Raw genomic sequence first — 17,327 nt, 5'->3', positions numbered from 1 at the left:
ATTTCTGCAAGGTATTTTCTATTTTTTCTATAAAGCTTTTAAAAAAAGAAAAAATAAAAGGATATCTCTATGCCATTTGATTCCTTCTTTCAGATTTATGAATCCATGTTGCTAGTTTTTTTAGATTCATGGACGCAAAAAGAAGATTCAGTTCCATTTCTATCTTCTGAATCCCTCGATATTGTGTATAACGCATATTATGTTTTTCTTTTGCATCGGCAAAGACTCGCTCAATGGTTTGACTCCGTAGTTTGTAAAGATCTCGATACTTTGGAGTATGACGAATGTCCTCACATTGCTCTATGTAGTTTTCCCATATATGACGTGTGACTACTTTTACATGGTCTTTACTTGCTGTGCATTCTGATAAGGAAGGGCAACTCTTGCAAATTTCTCCTTTACTCTTATATTCCCGATACCCTTCTCTATTTGTTGTAGTATAGTTTAACACTTGGTTTTCTGGGCATACAAAGCAATCATAGTATTCATCATAAGCATATTCGTGTTTTTTAAAATAACCATTTTTTGTCATAGGTCGTTTGTATGGTAGGATAGGAATTCGTTTATCTTTGAGTATTTCTCTAGCAATTGCAGGTGTTTTATATCCGGAATCCATTACAATATTTTTTACACCTTTATATCTTTTTACTTTTTCATAAATCTTTGGGAATGCAACTGAGTCATGTACATTTCCTGGATTTGTATGAAAAGCAAGTATGTAATTGTTTCGATCGCAAGCTACATTTGCAGCATAAGCAAATACTACCTTATGCTTTCCTTTATGAAATACACCGCAATCCGGATCTACGGTACTTTTCTTGATTACTTTTGTCTTTTCTTTGGCTTCCGTTTTTTTTTACAAGCTTGTTTTCCTCGTTCAATGCGATCTTCGTTAATTTCTTTCATTAGTTCTTTTTCATAGTATTTAACGGATTCCAAAACGGTTTCTTTTTCACTGTTATGGTTATTTGCACTTGCTTTAATATGTGTACCGTCAATGAAAATGCTTTCTGAATTAATGAATTCATATTCCATAATTTCAGCAATGACTCTTTGAAAGATTTGTTCGAATAAGTCAGTATTTTGAAACCGACGAGAGTAGTTTTTACCAAAGGTAGAAAAGTGAGGAATTTCTTCCTCTAAACTATAACCAAGATACCATCGATAAGCTACATTCGTTTGAATTTCTTTAATGGTCTGCCTCATGGATCGAATACCAAAGGTATATTGAATGAGGGTAATTTTAATTAAGACGACAGGGTCGATGCTTTCTTTTCCCACATCAGAATACAAATCTTTTACAAGGTCATAAATGAAAGAGAGATTAATCGCAGTATCTATCTTACGAATAATATGATCTTGTGGAACAAGAGAATTCAAGGTTACCATTTGAAATTGATCACGACCTAATAAATCTTTCTTACCCATCATAAAGCAAATACCTCCATGTATTTATACATATATTTTACCATAAATACAATAAAATGTATTACATTATGTAAAAAAAACTGTAGGCAAAGATAGAGATATCCTTGTCTACAGTCTGAAATACTGAATTCTTTATTAAGAACTCAGTATTTATTTAATTATAAGAATTATTTCATTCATTATTATTGAAAACTTAGTTGGACAATACATTCCTATTTTTGCTGATAAGGAATAATCAATATTAAAACCAAAAATTTATTGTAACTTGAAGTTAAAGGAGGGAAATCATATTATTTCTAAAGAAAAATAAATCTAAGTCGAGCGAATTTGCGTGGGGCTTGCTTGATTGCCGCTGATGCAAGAGGAGTAGATTTCACCAGAACGGATTTGATCGGAGCTGATCTTCGAGATACAGATATTAGAGGAGCAGATTTGTCAAAGAGCATATTTCTAACACAATCACAAATCAATGTTGCAAAAGGTGATATAAATACAAAACTACCATCTTCACTCACTCGGCCAATAGGCTATGATTTATTTTAGAATATATAAATGAATTTACGAACATTTATGCAAAATAAAAATTAAATGATACGTGTTTTAACCAAAACAGTTCATTTTTTTATTAAGATTAACTGTTTTTTATGTAAAATTTATGTATTTTTTATCTAATCTATGTTACTCTATCTATCATAAAATATTATATTTAATATTTTCAATCCAATATAAAATTCGTCAAGATACAAGCTGCAGGACGGGAAACCTGGTTCGCCAGCAATGGTCGGGGTATCTAAAATTATTTATTGGAGGTTTTTTTATGCAAAAAAACAAGAACAACTTAAAACAACTGATTCGTGCAGGAAGAGGAATTGCTCCGGCGCATACGGTAGTACTTCATGGAAATTTAGTAAATGTAATGTCTGCTGAGATTTATCCAGCCGATGTGGCCATTTATGAAGACACAATTGTAGCGATTGGTGATGTAAGTGATTACATTGGTCCGAATACGAAAACAATTGATGCCGCAGGCAAGTATTTGGTACCGGGATTGATTGACGGGCATATTCACAGTGAATGCAGCAAGCTAAGTATAACGAGCTTTGCAAAAGCTGTGGTACCATGTGGAACAACCAGCATCATTTCAGGGCTGGACGAGTATATCTCGGTTTCCGGATTAGAAGGCTTAAAGGAAGTATTTGAAGAGGTAAAAGCGAGCCCGCTTAAAGTATTTTGGGGAGCTCCATATAAAACACCTTACACATTTCCACAGTCGACCGTTGCTTTTAACTTCAATCAGGAAGTTCACTCTGTCGTACAAAAATGGCCGGAATGCTTTGGTGTTTGGGAAACCGTACGTGAATATGTACAGGAAGAAGATGAAGATACGCTGGGTGCGATTGAAGAAGCATTTAAAAACCGGCTTCCTGTCTTTGGTTGTGCACCGATGGCAAGGGGAAAGGACTTAAATGGCTATCTCTGTGCAGGAATTCGTTTGGATCATGAAAGTTATGATCATGAGGAAGTTGTTGAAAAAATGCGGAATGGGATGCATATGTTGATTCGTGAGTCATCCGTTACCCATTTTTTGAAAGAAAATATTAGAGCGGTTACTGAAGTAAATCCGGCTCTCGCTCGTCGTGTAAGTTTTTGTACGGACGATGTGACTGCTACGGATGTTTTGGAAAAAGGTCATTTAGACAATCTAGTGCGTTTGGCAATTGCAGAAGGGGTAGAACCTATGACGGCAATTCAAATGGCAACAATCAATAGTGCAGAAGCTTATCGAATCGATCATTTGGTTGGATCCATTTCTCCCGGAAGAATTGCAGATATCCTATTGGTTGACACTCCTGAAGCATTTCATGTAGATACAGTTATCACAAATGGAAGACTTGTAGCTCAAAATGGGAAATTAACCTATGATCTAAAAGCGCCAAAAAGAAGCAGTATACTGAGCAGTGCATTAAAATGTGCGTATACAACAAAAGAAGATTTTGAATATAAAGTAGATATAAAAAATGGACAAGCAAAAGTGCTTTCTATGGATGTAAAAGGTCCTTTTGTACGTAAAAGAAGAGATGTAACTTTAAACGTAAAAGACTCCATCGTAATGCCGGACACTAAACAGGATGTTCTTATGGTTTCTGTTTTAGAACGGTTTGGACGAAACGGAAATAAATCATTGGCATTTTGTTCCGGTTGGAATTTAAAAAAAGGTGCAATGGCTTCCTCTGCAGCACCAGATGATAATAACATTATCGTAATGGGAGCTGATCCTTCTGATATGTCAATTGCAGTCAACCATTTAATCGAAAATGGCGGTGGGCAAGTTGTCGTAGCGGATGGGCAAGTAATGGAATTCCTTTCTTTACCTGTGGGTGGAATTGCAAGTGATTTAGAGCCGGAAGAAATTGCTTACCGTGAAACTTTACTTACAAAAGCTGCAAACCAGTTGGGGTGTTATTTGCCGGAGCCATTAATGTACATGTTTTTTTTGCCGATTACAGCAATTCCTGATTATGCAATTACAGATGTTGGTCCTGTTGATTGTATTGCATTAACGACATTTAATCCGATTTTAGAATTGATTGAATCGAAATAAAGCGAGGGGTTGCAGAAATGGAAAAAGAACAGTTGAAAAAACTAATTGATGTTGCAGGAGGACGGATTCCTGCAGATCTTGTAATAAAAAATTGTAAAGTCGTAGACGTATACAATGGTGCAATCATTGAAGGGGATATAGCCTTGTGTGATGAATGGATTGCAGGTATAGGAAAATATGACGGGTTACAGGAAATCGATGCAAAGGGACAATATGCGGCACCGGGATTTATTGACAGTCATATTCATGTGGAATCTTCGTATGTTAGTCCGGAGGAACTTGGTCGGCTTGTTGTTCCTCATGGTACCACTACAATCATTGCAGACCCACATGAAATAGCCAATGTGTGCGGATTAAAAGGCTTAAATTATATGATGGAAGCATCCAAAGGTGTTGCTTTAGATATAAAATGGATGCTGCCTTCCTGTGTACCTGCTACACCGTGGGAGCATGCAGGTGCTGTAATCAATGCAGAGGTTATGGAAGAACCTATTAAAAATAATAGAATTCTTGGTTTGGGTGAGTTTATGGACTTTCCGGGTGTAATCAATGCAAATGATACGATTTTAGATAAACTTCTTGTAGCAAAAAAACAAGGAAAGTTGATTGATGGGCATAGTCCTGGTGTAACAGGTCATGCGCTGAATGCGTATGCGGCTGCTCGAATACATACCGATCATGAATGTTCTACGGTAGAAGAAATGCAGGAGCGTATTTCCAGAGGAATGTATGTTTTGCTTCGTGAAGGTTCTGCTTGTCATAATCTAAAAGAATTGTTAAAAGGAGTGACGCAGCATAACAGCAGACGCTGTCTTCTTTGTGCTGATGATTGTCAACCAAAGACAATTTTAAGTATGGGGCATCTTGATAACCATTTACGTATGTGTGTACAAGAAGGTATTGATCCAATTGTTGCAATTCAGATGGCAAGTTTAAATGCTGCTGAATGTTTTGGTTTAGAGGATCGAGGTGCAATTGTACCTGGATTAAGAGCAGACATTGTACTTTTAGATAATCTTGAAGATTTTAAGGCGCAAAAAGTATTTATTGCGGGGCAGGAGGCTGCTTCTAACGGAAATTATCAGCTGGCGATTACTCATTATGACATCTCATCAACAAAAGGGAGTTTTCATGTAAAAGAGTTTTCCAAGGAGAAGTTAAGATTAAAGATACACTCTAACAAGGCAAATGTAATTGACATTTTACCGGGAGGAGTGGTTACTAAGAAAGAAATAGCAGAAATCAAACGGAGTAAAAAGGATGAATTTCTATATGATTCCTCTGTAGATATCGTTAAAGTTGCTGTGGTAGAACGTCATCAAAATACAGGAAATGTAGCAGTAGCCTTGTTAAAGGGATATGGCATAAAAGAAGGGGCTGTTGCACTTTCTGTAGCACATGATTCTCACAATATTATCGTTGTTGGTGTTAACGATGAAGATATGGCTTATGCAGTAGAGCAACTGATAAATCAAGGTGGAGGAATTGTCCTTGTAAAGAAACAAGAAGTATTAGAAAGTATGCCAATGCCGATTGCAGGACTTATGAGTAATAAGAGTGGTGAATGGGTTGATGCAAAATTGACTCATATTCATAAAATTGCACATGAGATACTTAAAATCAATGAAGAGGTTGAACCTGTAATGACGCTTTGCTTTATGTCATTAGCAGTTATTCCAGAAATCAAACTAACAGATATGGGCTTATTTGACGTAACAAAATTTGATTTTATAAATATCGAAGCATAGATTTTAAACGTTTTAAAACTAAAAAATACATCAGAGGAGAGTGACTTATGTTAAAAACGGAAGCACGTTTGTCAATTTTTAATCGAGGGGATATCGGTGGGTTAACTTATGTACTTACAAACAATATAGTAAATTATATTATAGTAATAGCGACTTTATCAGGCGTATTAGGCTGGCCGGATGAGCTTGTTTATGGACGAGTAATACCCGGAATGTCTATGGGACTTTTGGCAGGAGGTTTATATTATGCCTATATGGCTTATAAATTAGCAAAAAAAGAAGGAAGAAACGATGTAACGGCGTTGCCATCCGGGGTTTCAACACCAGCAATGTTTGTTATTTTGTATGGGGTTATTATGCCCTTGCACTATTCACTTAATGATCCGGAACTTGCATGGTCTGCAGCAGTTGCAGCATGCTTTATAGGAGGGATGGTTGAGTTTTTTGGCGGATTTATAGGACCATGGTTAAAAAAGCGTATTCCGAGAGCAGCGCTTTTAGGAACGGTAGCTGGTATCGGTTTTATCTGGATGGCCACCCAAGGTGTTTTTGACTTATTTGGTGACCCAATCGTAGGACTTCCTATTCTACTTGTAGGAATGATTGGTGTTTTTGGAGGGTATTTATTCCCTAAAAAAATTCCACCGTTTGTTGTAGCGATTGTAGGAGGAATTATTTATGCATTACTCATTGGACGTACACACGTTGATTTTACAGGAATAGGCTTTTTTATCCCTAATCCAGCAAATTCGATTGAAGCACTGATTAATGGTTTTGCAATTGTAATACCATATTTAACGATTATTATTCCAATTGAGATTTATAATTTTATTGAAACTATGGATAATGTAGAAGCGGCAAATGCTGCAGGAGATAACTATAGCATAAGAGAAGCTCAATTTACTGATGGGGTATGTACTATGATTTCTGCGTTATTTGGAGGTGTTGTACCAAATACCGTTTGGCTTGGACATGCGGGGCTTAAAAAGTCAGGTGCGAGCATAGGATTTTCATGGATGGGTGGAATTCTATTAGCTCTTGCAGGTATCTTTGGACTCTTTACAACCTTCAGCGCATTGGTTCCACCGGCGATTGCAGCTATTACTTATTTATGGTGTTCAATTATTATGTTATCTCAAGCTTTTAAAGCCTGTGATACCAAGCATTATGCTGGAATTGGAATTGCTATGGTACCTCCAATTGCAGACTTCTTATTTACTCAAGTAACGGGTGCCGTTGGATTAGCAAATATATGGACAGAGACATTGCCTTCCGGTTTGGTTGGTTATGGATCAGAAGTGACAAAAAGCTTAGCAGAATCCGGTGTAATGTGGAATGGCGTGCCGGCTGTAAAGTCCGGTGCGATTATTATCGGTATTATTCTAGGGACTCTAGCGGTTTTTATTATCGACAAACGTTTGGATAAGGCTGGAATTACTGCATTGGCAGGGGCTGTACTCTCCTTCTTTGGATTCATTCATAGTGCGGCGCTGGGATTATTTCCAAAGTCTCCATTTATGATTGGTTATATCATTATGGCAGTTCTTTGTTTTATTCTTCATTCAGGCCGTAATAAATGGTTTGATGCACCAGATGATTTTGATTATGTATAAATTTGATTAATTAAATTAGGGAAAAGGTTGTGTTTTATTGCAAAAACACAACCTTTTTTTGTAGAATAATACCTTTTCGAGATAAATGAAACCTTTTGATTACTCATATAGATTCCGATTTATTTTAATAAATTTATATATTTTATATTTGGTTAAATTTTCTAAAAAAACAGTATATTGATGAACTGTTTTGGGTTCTGCTGACTTTTTGGAATTGAACCGTTTTTGCATCGAGTACAAAAACTATTACACATTCGTCACAATATTCTATTTATTAAAATGAATTATTTTTGGGATACTAATATTTTATCAAGATTTATTTTTGTTTACAGCTTGAATTTGAATAAAATTATCTATTTTGAATAATTGGCATGTAACTTGCTTAATATAAGACGGCAAACAAAAAAAGCTTTTGTAACTAGAGAAATGCAAAAAGGAATCAATAAAAATTCTAAAATAAATTCAATAGGTACAAATGAAAAAATATTATTTATTATTTAAGGAGGATTTATTATGAAGAAAGGTTGTCCATACGGAACACACAGAGTTATTTCACCGAAGGGAGCATTACCACAGCCTGCTGATGTGATTGATAATACAATGGAGATTTATGATAACGAAGTATTAATTGATGTTATGACATTAAACATTGACTCAGCATCATTCACAGAAATTGAAAAAAGAGCTGGTGAAGATATTGAAGAAATCAAAAAGACCATTTTACAGATTGTTGAAAAAGCAGGTAAGATGAAAAATCCTTGGACTGGTTCAGGTGGAATGTTGATTGGTACCGTTAACGAAGTAGGACCGAATTATGTTGGAGATTTAAAAGCTGGAGATAAGGTGGCTACTTTAGTTTCTCTTTCTCTTACACCACTTAAAATTGATGAAATCCTAGACATCAGACCAGATATCGACCAGGTTGATATTAAGGGTCAGGCAATTTTATTCCAGAGTGGTTTATATGCAAAGCTTCCTGATGACATTCCACAGAGTTTAGCATTAGCCGCTTTAGACGTTGCAGGTGCACCTGCTCAGACTGCGAAATTTGCTAAAGTTGGTGATACAGTATTGGTTGTTGGCGGTGGCGGAAAAGCTGGTATGCTTGTTACTTACGAAGCAAAGAAAAGAGTTGGCGTTACCGGAAAAGTTATTGTTATTGATGGTTTAGAAAGTGCAATTAACAGAGCTAAAAAATTGGGATATGCAGATGAATATGTTCTTGCAGATGCAACCGATTCTATGGAAATTTACAATATTGTTTCTAAACTTACTGATGGAAAACTTGCAGATCTTGTAATCAACTGTGTAAACATTGAAAATACTGAAATGTCGTGCATTCTTTCTTGCAAGCAGCATGGTGTAGTATATCTATTCTCTATGGCAACAAGCTTTACAAAGGCAGCTTTAGGCGCAGAGGGTGTAAGTAAGGATATTGAATTGATCGTTGGTAACGGTTATTGCGAAGGTCATGCTGACATCACTCTTCAAGTATTAAGAGAAAGTGAACCAATTAGAAAGTTATTCCAAGAACTTTACGCTTAATTTGTAAAGATTCTTATAATAAACACACACTTATAAAAAGATGACATATATGTCGTCGACTGTAGGCAAGAGTGCTTTCTTGCCTACGGTTTTTTTTTGTTATATAAAAAACTTAAAAGTTGTAGTTTAATAGTTATCTGATAAACCAATCAGGATTCCTATCGCACGCTCCTTTTTAGATTGTGGAATTCTTCTGAATAGTTCTAAAAACTCTAATTCTTCTGATTTGAAATTATTGATTACTAATTCATTAACAGGCGTTCGTGTATCCGTTAAATCTAAAAGAAAATCACTTGAAACATGAAAGAGATTACATAACTTTAATAAAGTATGGATGCTTGGATAAGACTTTCCAATTTCATATGCGCTGATTGATACTTGATCGACTCCGACTTTCATTCCTAAATTGAGTTGATTCATCTTTTTTTCTAGTCTAATTTTTTTTAAATTTTGCATAACTATCCCTCCAAATATAATTTATATTTATAATCGTATTAGTTTAACTTGTACTTTTTAAAAGTTGAAGTTATAATAATAAAGATTAAACTTTAATTGTTTGAATAATTTGTAATCAGATTAAAAAGATTACATTTTTTTAATCTGATTTCCTTTTATTATTGTCAAATCAACTAATAACCATAACATATTAAATCAAATAAAAGTCACGTATAAATCACAGACAGGACTATTCTAGGGAGGATTTTTTTAAAAATGTTTAAGAATTTAAAAATGAATGCTAAATTATCAATTGGTTTTGGAATTATTTTAATTATGTTAATTCTTAGTTCTGGAATCGCCATCATTGACATGACTATAATGGGAAAGCAGATCAATGAATATTCAACTCGCACAGTTCCTAATACAGAAAAAGTATGGCAAATGAGAAGGGACATGGTATCTGTAGAAAGAAATTTATTAGCTGCACTGATTGAAGAGAAAGAAAGCAACATCAATAAATACCTTGAGTTAGCAGAAAAAGACGCAGAAATGATTTTATCGACAATCGACAGTATGAAACAAAATAAAAAAATAGATGAAAGTGCTTTAGAGGAGTTTTCTTCCTGTTTAGATGAAATCAGTATTATACGAAAGCAGATATCAGATGATTTGAAAAGAGGAGAAGATGATAAAGCATATAATTTATATGTGAGTAAATATCAACCCCTATTTCAGCAAAGTGCTGAAATTTTAGTAGAGATATCAGAAAATGAAATGCAGCTTGCTAATGAGCAGAGTGCAAAAGCGCATAGAGCATTAACTAGTGGTATGATAATCTTAATCCTTATAGGTATTTTATCCTTAATCATTACCTTAGTTGTTTTAACGATTATAAAAAAAGCGACTTTAATGCCAATTCAAGAGATGAATTTAGCTGCTCAATCACTTGTAAGAGGCGATTTAAGTGCTTCGATTACTTATGAAAGTAAGGATGAGCTTGGAGAATTAGCAGAGGGTATGAGAAGTCTGGTATATACTATAGTTGGAATTATCAAAGATTTAGATTATGGTCTTAGCGAAATGGGAAGAGGGAACTTTACAGTAGAAAGTAAAGCAAAAGAATTGTATATCGGTGACTTTGCCAATTTACAAAAATCAATGGAAAAAATCATTCAACAGCTTTCTAATGCACTTGCAAATATTAATCAATCATCAGTACAGGTTGCGATTGGGTCGGAGCAAGTATCCAGTGGAGCTCAGGAACTTTCTCAAGGGGCGAGTGAGCAGGCAGCATCGATTGAAGAAGTGCTTTCTACGATGAATACGATTTCAGAACATATAAAAAAGAATGCTGAAGATGCTCAGAATGGAAAAATGAATGCAGATGATGTTGGAACTCTTGTGATTCATAGTAATGAGTTAATGCAGCAGATGATTCATGCAATGGATGAAATCAGCAATACTTCAGATGAAATTAATAAAATTATTAAAAGTATTGATGACATCGCATTTCAAACGAATATACTTGCATTAAATGCAGCAGTTGAGGCGGCTCGTGCAGGTGCGGCAGGTAAAGGGTTTGCCGTTGTTGCTGACGAGGTCAGAAATCTTGCAGGAAAATCAGCAGAAAGTGCGAAAAACACTGCAGCACTTATTGAAAGCAGTATTCGTGCGGTTGACAATGGTGTGCAGATGGCACAAAAAACAGCAGAGTCATTAGAACAAGTCGTTCATAAAGCAGGAGATGTAAATTCTGTTATTAATGAAATTGCCCTTTCCGCTGAGGAACAGGCGCATTCTATTACACAAGTAACTCAAGCCATTGATCAAATTTCTGCTGTTGTTCAGACAAATTCGGCAACTGCAGAGGAAAGTGCAGCGGCAAGTGAAGAATTAACAAGCCAATCAAATCTTTTGAAAAATCTTGTATCGCAGTTTAAATTAAACGAAATCGATGAATTGTATTATGAAAAAGTAAGTTCTAATGAGGAAGTAGGAAATGATTTGGATAATGTCAATCTAATATTACAAGATTCTGTTAAAGATTTTGATGGGAAATATGAATAAAATATACTAAGGTATAATTATAAAAAAATGACCTCCCATAAGTTAGATTTTTAGGTCTAACTTATGGGGGTCAGTTCTAAAACATAGTCTTTTTCTTATCATTTCAGGCATTTTTTAATGTTCGCTCGGTAGGTTCACCATTTGCACATCGATTTCCCCAAGAATCTATCAGTTCATCATCCTTATAAAAGCAAATAATTTCACAATTATTAGGGCATTTATTGCATTCATACCCAATGGTTTGATAGTTAATATCAGATATATTAAGATTAAAGGGCTTATCCTTTTTTGCTCTTTTTGATAAGATTGCAACTCCTAATGCACCCATTAAATGAGAATTTGCATCTACATAAATTTTTTCATTAGTTACTTGCTCAAATGCTTTAATAACACCAACATTTTTGCTGACACCGCCTTGAAAAACGATGGGAGGTTTTATCATTTTTCCCTTTCCTACGTTGTTTAAGTAATTTGAGACTACTGCCATGCAAAGCCCTGCAATAATATCTTCTTTTTTATGTCCGATTTGTGCTTTATGCACCATGTCGGATTCCGCAAAAACAGTACATCTAGCAGCAAGCTTCGAAGGATTTTGTGATGTTAAGGCAATTTCACCAAACTCAGTTACATCCAAACCCAGTCTTTTTGCTTGTGATGATAAAAAAGAACCGGTACCCGCTGCACAAATTGTATTCATAGCATAATCTACTACAATTCCATTGTCTATAATAATTATTTTTGAATCTTGTCCTCCGATTTCAAATATCGTTCGCACTTCTGGAAAAACAGAGAGTGTACCAATAGCGTGAGCAGTAATTTCATTTTTTACAACATCTGCACCTAGCATTGCTCCAACTAGTTTCCTTGCGGATCCGGTGGTACCTACCGATGCTATTTTAAATTCCTTCTCATTGATTTGTTGTCTTAGGTCGTGAATAATTTGTTTTACGGCATTGATAGGATTACCTTCTGTCCAAATATATTTATCGGCAATGATTTTATTGTTTTCGTCAATAATAATACCTTTGGTTGAGATTGAGCCAATATCTACGCCTAAATAAGCTGTTTGCATCTTTCTTGTTCCTTTCGCATTAGAATCATATCATAGAAAGCCTCTAATCTTGTCTTTATACCAGTTTCAGAGGTCTGAGAGTCAAAGCTAAAAAAAAGAATTGGTATTTTATAATCATTACTTATTTTTTGCAACATTGGCATGGCGTTTACTTCAGGGGTACATCCAAATGGCTTAATATGAATAATTCCATCATAACCATCTTCTGCTAACATTTGTCCTTTTTCTACGCTGTCTGTTCCATCAGCACCAATTGCATATTTTAAATATTTTTTAGCGGATTTTAATATCTTTTTTTCTATTCTTGACTTTTTTAATAAAAAGGTCACGGTAATAAAGCGACTTACTTGAATATTATTTTCAGCAAGTTCTTTTTCAATAAAAAAGTTACAAAAAGGTTCCATGAGAGAATAGAGTTCTCCCACGATCCCAATTTTCAAGCAATTGTTTGGCTTATTTATTTTCACTTTCTTGAGCTTTTGATTATATTTTATATATAGTTTATTTAACTGCCGGAAGCTGTGAATGTGTTTCAATTCATTTAAAAATTGCTTATGAATGGTTTCAAAGCTGTTCTTTTTCATCTCAAAGCCAATGTTTTCCCTTATATAAGATTCAAAGGAATCCATTACTTTAATCATTTTTAAAGTTAATAATACATAATGTATAAATTTAGGAAAAGATAAAGAAGTTCCTATTTTTTTACAAAGGTTATATACTTCAAAGGGATTAAATTTACCCCATGTTATTTTAATAAATTCAAATTGGTACCCAAGGTCCTTTAATATTTGTTCCTGAATTTCTGCATAGTAACCATATCTACATCCGCCACATGCTTGTATTAAAATATTTGCTCCATTTTCCAGTGCTTCTATATAATTACCGAGATTGTACTTAAAGGGTACACATACAAAGTCAGGACTGTACTTAGTGCCTAATTCCAATGTACGTTTTGTTATTTTAGGAGCCGAAATGACTGTATGATCTTTAAATAGCAATTTTAACAATGTTTCTATAGGCACGTAATAATTCCCTATATGAGGAAAGCTAATAATTTTTTGCATTTTTAAACAATCCTTTTCTTGTTTATTTCTTTCTGGTTAAGCCTTTCTTGTTGGTTAAGCCTTTCTTGAATGATATCCATAAAGCTTTCAATTCGAGTCTGTAAGCCTGCTTCACCTTGCAGTTCATCTACAATGATATTAATTGTTGGAAGTTTCTTTGATTTTCGAATGATTAATTCATTGACTAGAGAATCAGGCCCGCAAGGAAATGCTGTGAGTAAGATAATACCGTCGATTTTATCTTCCAGCAGCTTAATGGCTCCGATTAATTCTTTATTATAAATCCAATACAAAGAATCCGAAATTTCCTTTGATCTTTGCAGGCTTTCTTTTTTATTGATGAGATCCGCATAAATCGGTAACCCACCTAGTTTTTTTATATACTCTGTAATTGGGTATCCGATTAAACGGTCATAAGTAATATATGGATGCGATACAATTAATAGTTTCATTTGATTGCTTTCAAGAACGTCAGCTTGTAATTGTGATTTTAATTGATCACTGAGTGCCTGTGCCTTTTTTGCTTTTTTATAGGCGATTAAAGAATGAAAATAGCTTTTACCTAACCTTTTTCCCATTTTTATAAAGCCTTTTTGTTCCTTTTCACCTTCCATAACATTGATGCTATAATCAAGTATGTTTATATTTTCAAACGTATTATTGGCAATATCATAGAAGGCATTGAATTTAACACAAACGTCATTGTCGTAGCCATAGCTGACAACTTGAGGAATTAATATATAATCACATTTTCCTATTAAGGAATATACATGTCCCATAAAAATTTTAGACGGCAAACAACTTTCGTCAATCGAATATTTGATTCCGTCTTCTAAAATCTTTCGATTCGTATCAGCACTTGTTATTATTTCGCACCCTAATTCTTTAAAAAAAGTCTCCCATAAAACTTTATATCTATAATAAAGCATAGCTTTAGGCAATCCAATTACCATATATTGTTCACTCCCCTTCAAAGCTAATTTTATCAATTTACCAAAATTTTATACAATTGGTAAATAAATTTGCATGCAATATTAAATTGGATTATTTATTCGATGCTTTCAAAATACTTAAAAATAAGATACAATCTAAAGAATTGAAGTTATGAAGGAGGAAGTAAAATGGAAGAGATGAAAAAAATTTTAAACCAATTAATGAAAGATGCGATGCAAGAATATTCTTTGCCTGGACTTGTTTTAGGTATCAAAATAGGTGAGAGCAGTAAGATTGTTCCGAGTGAATTTGTATATACAGGGGCTGCAGGATATCGAAACTTTGAAACGAAGGAGAAGATGGAAGTGGACCAAATATTTCATATGGCTTCTATTACAAAGCTTTTTGTAGGAACTTCCATTATGCAGCTTTGGGAGAAAAAGTTGCTTTCTCTTGATGAGAAGCTGGTTGAAATATTTCCAGAATTAGAAAATTCACAAGAAATGTTTAAAAAAATCACAATAAAACATTTATTAACACATACATCGGGATTAAGCAATGTGAAGGATTTTGGTTGGGATAAGCCTGAAATCGGCGAAAAGGCATTACGAGAGTATGCAGTTTCTACGGAAGTAAAGAATATAGAATTTTTATGCTCACCGGATGATCTTGAATTTAATTATTCTGACGTGGGTTATGAATTGCTGGGTGCAATTATAGAAATAAAAACAGGAATGAATATTGAAGCGTATATCAAGAAAAATATTTTTGAGCCGCTTGGAATGAATGATTCAACTTTATTAACTTTTGAGAGAACATTTGTACTGCCGGAGATAATGGAATCAATTCATAAAAATAAAAGTATTTTAAAAAGTTCTGACTTTATAAAAAATAATATCTTGTCTTTAAAAAATCTTAGCAATGTTGGATTAGCAATGCCACATAAAAGAAATGAAAAAGATACAATAATACTGGAATCAAATTATCCGTATAATAGACCGCATGGGCCAAGCTCTACCTTAACTTCAAATTTTTTTGATATGGAAAAATTTGTGGAATCCCATTTGAATCATATTACCGGAAGAAGGAATGTACCATCTCTTTTAAAACCAGATACTTATGAAATGATTTGGAGAAAGTATGCAATTGTTCCTAATAATGGAGAACATATAGGGATGAGCTGGTTTATAAGAGAACAAAACGGTTATACGCTTTATGGGCATGAGGGGACGGATGATGGATTTCGAGCTAGTTTTTGGATTTGCCCGCAACTCGATATTAGCATTTTAGTTAATTCAAATATTACAAAAGCACCCGTCAAAAGAATCGCTAAAAAAGCCTTTGAGCTTGTATTTTCAAAGCTGTAACAACATAATTTTGTCAATTATGTGAAAGTCATGTCAAAAATGTGATGAAAATGTGATGAGAATGTGATGAAAATGTATTGCATACGTGAACTTCACCTGCTATAATGTGGGTGCTAAATAATTTATTTTGTTCTTAAAGTTTTGTAAAAAACGATATAAGAACAGGTATTTTAAAGCATAGTGTGTTTGTTTATGTAAGAAGAAAGCGAAAAGGAGAAGTAATTATGAAAAAGAATTTAAAGAGAATTCTTGCCCTAACACTTGCTATGGTAATGCTAGCATTTGTATTTACTGGATGTGGAGGCGCGAAAGAAGATGCAGCATCAGGTGATGAACCAATTGTAATCAAAATTGCCCATACGGACTCTTCCTCACGTTCTACACATTTATGGAGTGAAAAATTAGGGGAATACTTAGAAGAAAAGGCTCCAGGAAAGTTTGTTGTTGAAGTTTATCCTGATGGTCAGTTAGGAGATACTCCGGATTTAGTTGCAGGCGTTAAATTAGGTACTGTTACTATGTGTTTTGACCTTTCCTCTGTTATTGCAGCAGCCGCAGGTCCTGCCGCAAGTTGCATTGATTTGCCTTATCTATATCCTACATATGAAGACTGGATTACCGGTACTTTTGAAAACGGCGGATTGGAATTATTTAACGAAGCACTTAAGGATTCTGGTTACTATTGTGTAGATATGTACTACAATGGCATGAGACAGGTTATCAGTTCCGAACGTACTTATCATAATGCAGCTGATTTGAAAGGCCAAAAAATTCGAATTGCGCAGAATGAATTAAATGTAGCTTTATGGAAGGATATGGGTGCTAACCCTACACCTATGGCTTGGGGCGAAGTTATTACTTCTTTATCTCAGGGTACGATCAATGGCTTAGACCATTCATTAGGTGTATTCAATGATTTCTCTTTACACGAAATTGCACCTTATGTTACTCTAACAAATCATGCAAGTTCACCATTCCCAATCATTTGTTCTCTTGAATGGATTGAATCCATGCCGGAAGATTTGCGTGCTGTCTTTGAAGAAGGCGTACACTATGTAAGTGAACAGCAGAGAGGAGAAGAACGCGCAAATGAAATGGGATACCTCGAACGCTTTAAAAATGAAGGAGCTACTGTAGAAGAATTAACACCAGAAGAAGTAAATGCATTTGTTGAATCCGTACAGCCTGTATACGATATGTGGCGTGAAAAGGTTGGCGATGACGTGATGGATGCTTGGCTTGCTACAGTTCCAAAATAAGAATAATATGAAACGAAAGACTTTTGTCTGAATCATTTATAAAAAGAAAAGCGCTCTGTATTTGGGACAGTTATATATTAGACTAGCTCAGATACAGAGCCTTTGAAATAATAGAACTATTTTGTTTGAAAGGAGAATGTATGGAATTGCCAAATAATGCAAATTAGATGGCAAGAAACATATAAGTACTT

12 protein-coding genes and 1 pseudogene are annotated in these 17,327 nt (G+C 34.5%); 8 read left to right on the top strand and 5 right to left on the bottom strand.

Going from position 1 to position 17,327, the window contains the following annotated elements:
• Positions 1-67: 67 nt before the first annotated feature.
• A pseudogene (locus I2490_RS02425) lies at positions 68-1,431 on the bottom strand (IS1182 family transposase).
• A gap of 303 nt (positions 1,432-1,734) precedes the next feature.
• Here I2490_RS02425 and I2490_RS02420 point away from each other — a divergent pair.
• From I2490_RS02420 to I2490_RS02400, 5 genes are all read left to right on the top strand, one after another.
• Entirely contained in the window at positions 1,735-1,971 is a 237-nt protein-coding gene (locus I2490_RS02420; RefSeq protein WP_206458402.1) for a pentapeptide repeat-containing protein, read from the top strand.
• A 274-nt stretch (positions 1,972-2,245) separates the two neighbouring features.
• Complete coding sequence (locus tag I2490_RS02415; RefSeq protein WP_206458196.1) at positions 2,246-4,030, top strand: adenine deaminase; 1,785 nt, start codon at positions 2,246-2,248, stop codon at positions 4,028-4,030.
• A gap of 17 nt (positions 4,031-4,047) precedes the next feature.
• Positions 4,048-5,778: an adenine deaminase gene (gene ade / locus I2490_RS02410; RefSeq protein WP_206458195.1), complete on the top strand. Its 1,731-nt coding sequence runs from the start codon at positions 4,048-4,050 to the stop codon at positions 5,776-5,778.
• A 47-nt stretch (positions 5,779-5,825) separates the two neighbouring features.
• A complete protein-coding gene (locus I2490_RS02405; RefSeq protein WP_206458194.1) occupies positions 5,826-7,391 on the top strand; it encodes a xanthine/uracil/vitamin C permease in 1,566 nt (521 codons plus the stop codon).
• Positions 7,392-7,904: 513 nt separating this feature from the next.
• Positions 7,905-8,936 carry a zinc-binding dehydrogenase gene (locus I2490_RS02400; RefSeq protein ID WP_206458193.1) on the top strand — a complete coding sequence of 344 codons (1,032 nt, stop codon included), beginning with the start codon at positions 7,905-7,907 and terminating at the stop codon, positions 8,934-8,936.
• A 126-nt stretch (positions 8,937-9,062) separates the two neighbouring features.
• On the opposite strand, the gene I2490_RS02395 is transcribed toward I2490_RS02400, so the two are convergent.
• Entirely contained in the window at positions 9,063-9,392 is a 330-nt protein-coding gene (locus tag I2490_RS02395) for a helix-turn-helix domain-containing protein (protein ID WP_206458192.1), read from the bottom strand.
• A 255-nt stretch (positions 9,393-9,647) separates the two neighbouring features.
• On the opposite strand from I2490_RS02395, the gene I2490_RS02390 reads away from it, so the two are divergent.
• Positions 9,648-11,441: a methyl-accepting chemotaxis protein gene (locus tag I2490_RS02390; RefSeq protein WP_206458191.1), complete on the top strand. Its 1,794-nt coding sequence runs from the start codon at positions 9,648-9,650 to the stop codon at positions 11,439-11,441.
• 103 nt (positions 11,442-11,544) lie between these two features.
• Here I2490_RS02390 and I2490_RS02385 read toward each other — a convergent pair whose 3' ends face one another.
• Genes I2490_RS02385 through I2490_RS02375 form a run of 3 tightly spaced genes read right to left on the bottom strand, consistent with a single transcriptional unit; the run spans position 11,545 to position 14,530 of the window.
• Positions 11,545-12,513: an acyl-CoA dehydratase activase gene (locus I2490_RS02385; protein WP_206458190.1), complete on the bottom strand. Its 969-nt coding sequence runs from the start codon at positions 12,511-12,513 to the stop codon at positions 11,545-11,547.
• A complete protein-coding gene (locus I2490_RS02380; RefSeq protein ID WP_206458189.1) occupies positions 12,495-13,577 on the bottom strand; it encodes a 2-hydroxyacyl-CoA dehydratase in 1,083 nt (360 codons plus the stop codon). Before I2490_RS02380 ends, I2490_RS02385 begins: the two co-directional genes overlap by 19 nt.
• A 2-nt stretch (positions 13,578-13,579) precedes the next feature.
• On the bottom strand, positions 13,580-14,530 hold the full coding sequence (locus I2490_RS02375; protein WP_206458188.1) for an acyl-CoA dehydratase activase-related protein: 951 nt from the start codon (positions 14,528-14,530) through the stop codon (positions 13,580-13,582).
• 168 nt (positions 14,531-14,698) lie between these two features.
• Between I2490_RS02375 and I2490_RS02370 the strand changes: the two genes are divergently transcribed.
• Together I2490_RS02370 and I2490_RS02365 are read left to right on the top strand one after the other, a co-directional pair.
• Positions 14,699-15,877 (top strand): serine hydrolase domain-containing protein, encoded by a 1,179-nt coding sequence (locus I2490_RS02370; protein ID WP_206458187.1) that lies wholly within the window; start codon positions 14,699-14,701, stop codon positions 15,875-15,877.
• A 224-nt stretch (positions 15,878-16,101) separates the two neighbouring features.
• On the top strand, positions 16,102-17,136 hold the full coding sequence (locus tag I2490_RS02365; protein WP_206458186.1) for a TRAP transporter substrate-binding protein: 1,035 nt from the start codon (positions 16,102-16,104) through the stop codon (positions 17,134-17,136).
• Positions 17,137-17,327 lie beyond the last annotated feature (191 nt).

The sequence above is a fragment of the Anaerovorax sp. IOR16 genome (assembly GCF_017168145.1).
Lineage (GTDB): Bacteria > Bacillota > Clostridia > Peptostreptococcales > Anaerovoracaceae > IOR16.
Note: the sequence above shows the minus strand (reverse complement) of the source record. Positions and strands in the feature narration are given on the sequence as shown.

What these genes read in the sequence shown, in the direction of transcription:
- I2490_RS02415 (WP_206458196.1), top strand. Translation starts at nt 2,246, where the DNA reads ATGCAAAAAAACAAGAACAACTTAAAACAACTGATTCGTGCAGGAAGA.
- ade (WP_206458195.1), top strand. Translation starts at nt 4,048, where the DNA reads ATGGAAAAAGAACAGTTGAAAAAACTAATTGATGTTGCAGGAGGACGG.
- I2490_RS02405 (WP_206458194.1), top strand. Translation starts at nt 5,826, where the DNA reads ATGTTAAAAACGGAAGCACGTTTGTCAATTTTTAATCGAGGGGATATC.
- I2490_RS02400 (WP_206458193.1), top strand. Translation starts at nt 7,905, where the DNA reads ATGAAGAAAGGTTGTCCATACGGAACACACAGAGTTATTTCACCGAAG.
- I2490_RS02395 (WP_206458192.1), bottom strand. Translation starts at nt 9,392, where the DNA reads ATGCAAAATTTAAAAAAAATTAGACTAGAAAAAAAGATGAATCAACTC.
- I2490_RS02390 (WP_206458191.1), top strand. Translation starts at nt 9,648, where the DNA reads ATGTTTAAGAATTTAAAAATGAATGCTAAATTATCAATTGGTTTTGGA.
- I2490_RS02385 (WP_206458190.1), bottom strand. Translation starts at nt 12,513, where the DNA reads ATGCAAACAGCTTATTTAGGCGTAGATATTGGCTCAATCTCAACCAAA.
- I2490_RS02380 (WP_206458189.1), bottom strand. Translation starts at nt 13,577, where the DNA reads ATGCAAAAAATTATTAGCTTTCCTCATATAGGGAATTATTACGTGCCT.
- I2490_RS02375 (WP_206458188.1), bottom strand. Translation starts at nt 14,530, where the DNA reads ATGGTAATTGGATTGCCTAAAGCTATGCTTTATTATAGATATAAAGTT.
- I2490_RS02370 (WP_206458187.1), top strand. Translation starts at nt 14,699, where the DNA reads ATGGAAGAGATGAAAAAAATTTTAAACCAATTAATGAAAGATGCGATG.
- I2490_RS02365 (WP_206458186.1), top strand. Translation starts at nt 16,102, where the DNA reads ATGAAAAAGAATTTAAAGAGAATTCTTGCCCTAACACTTGCTATGGTA.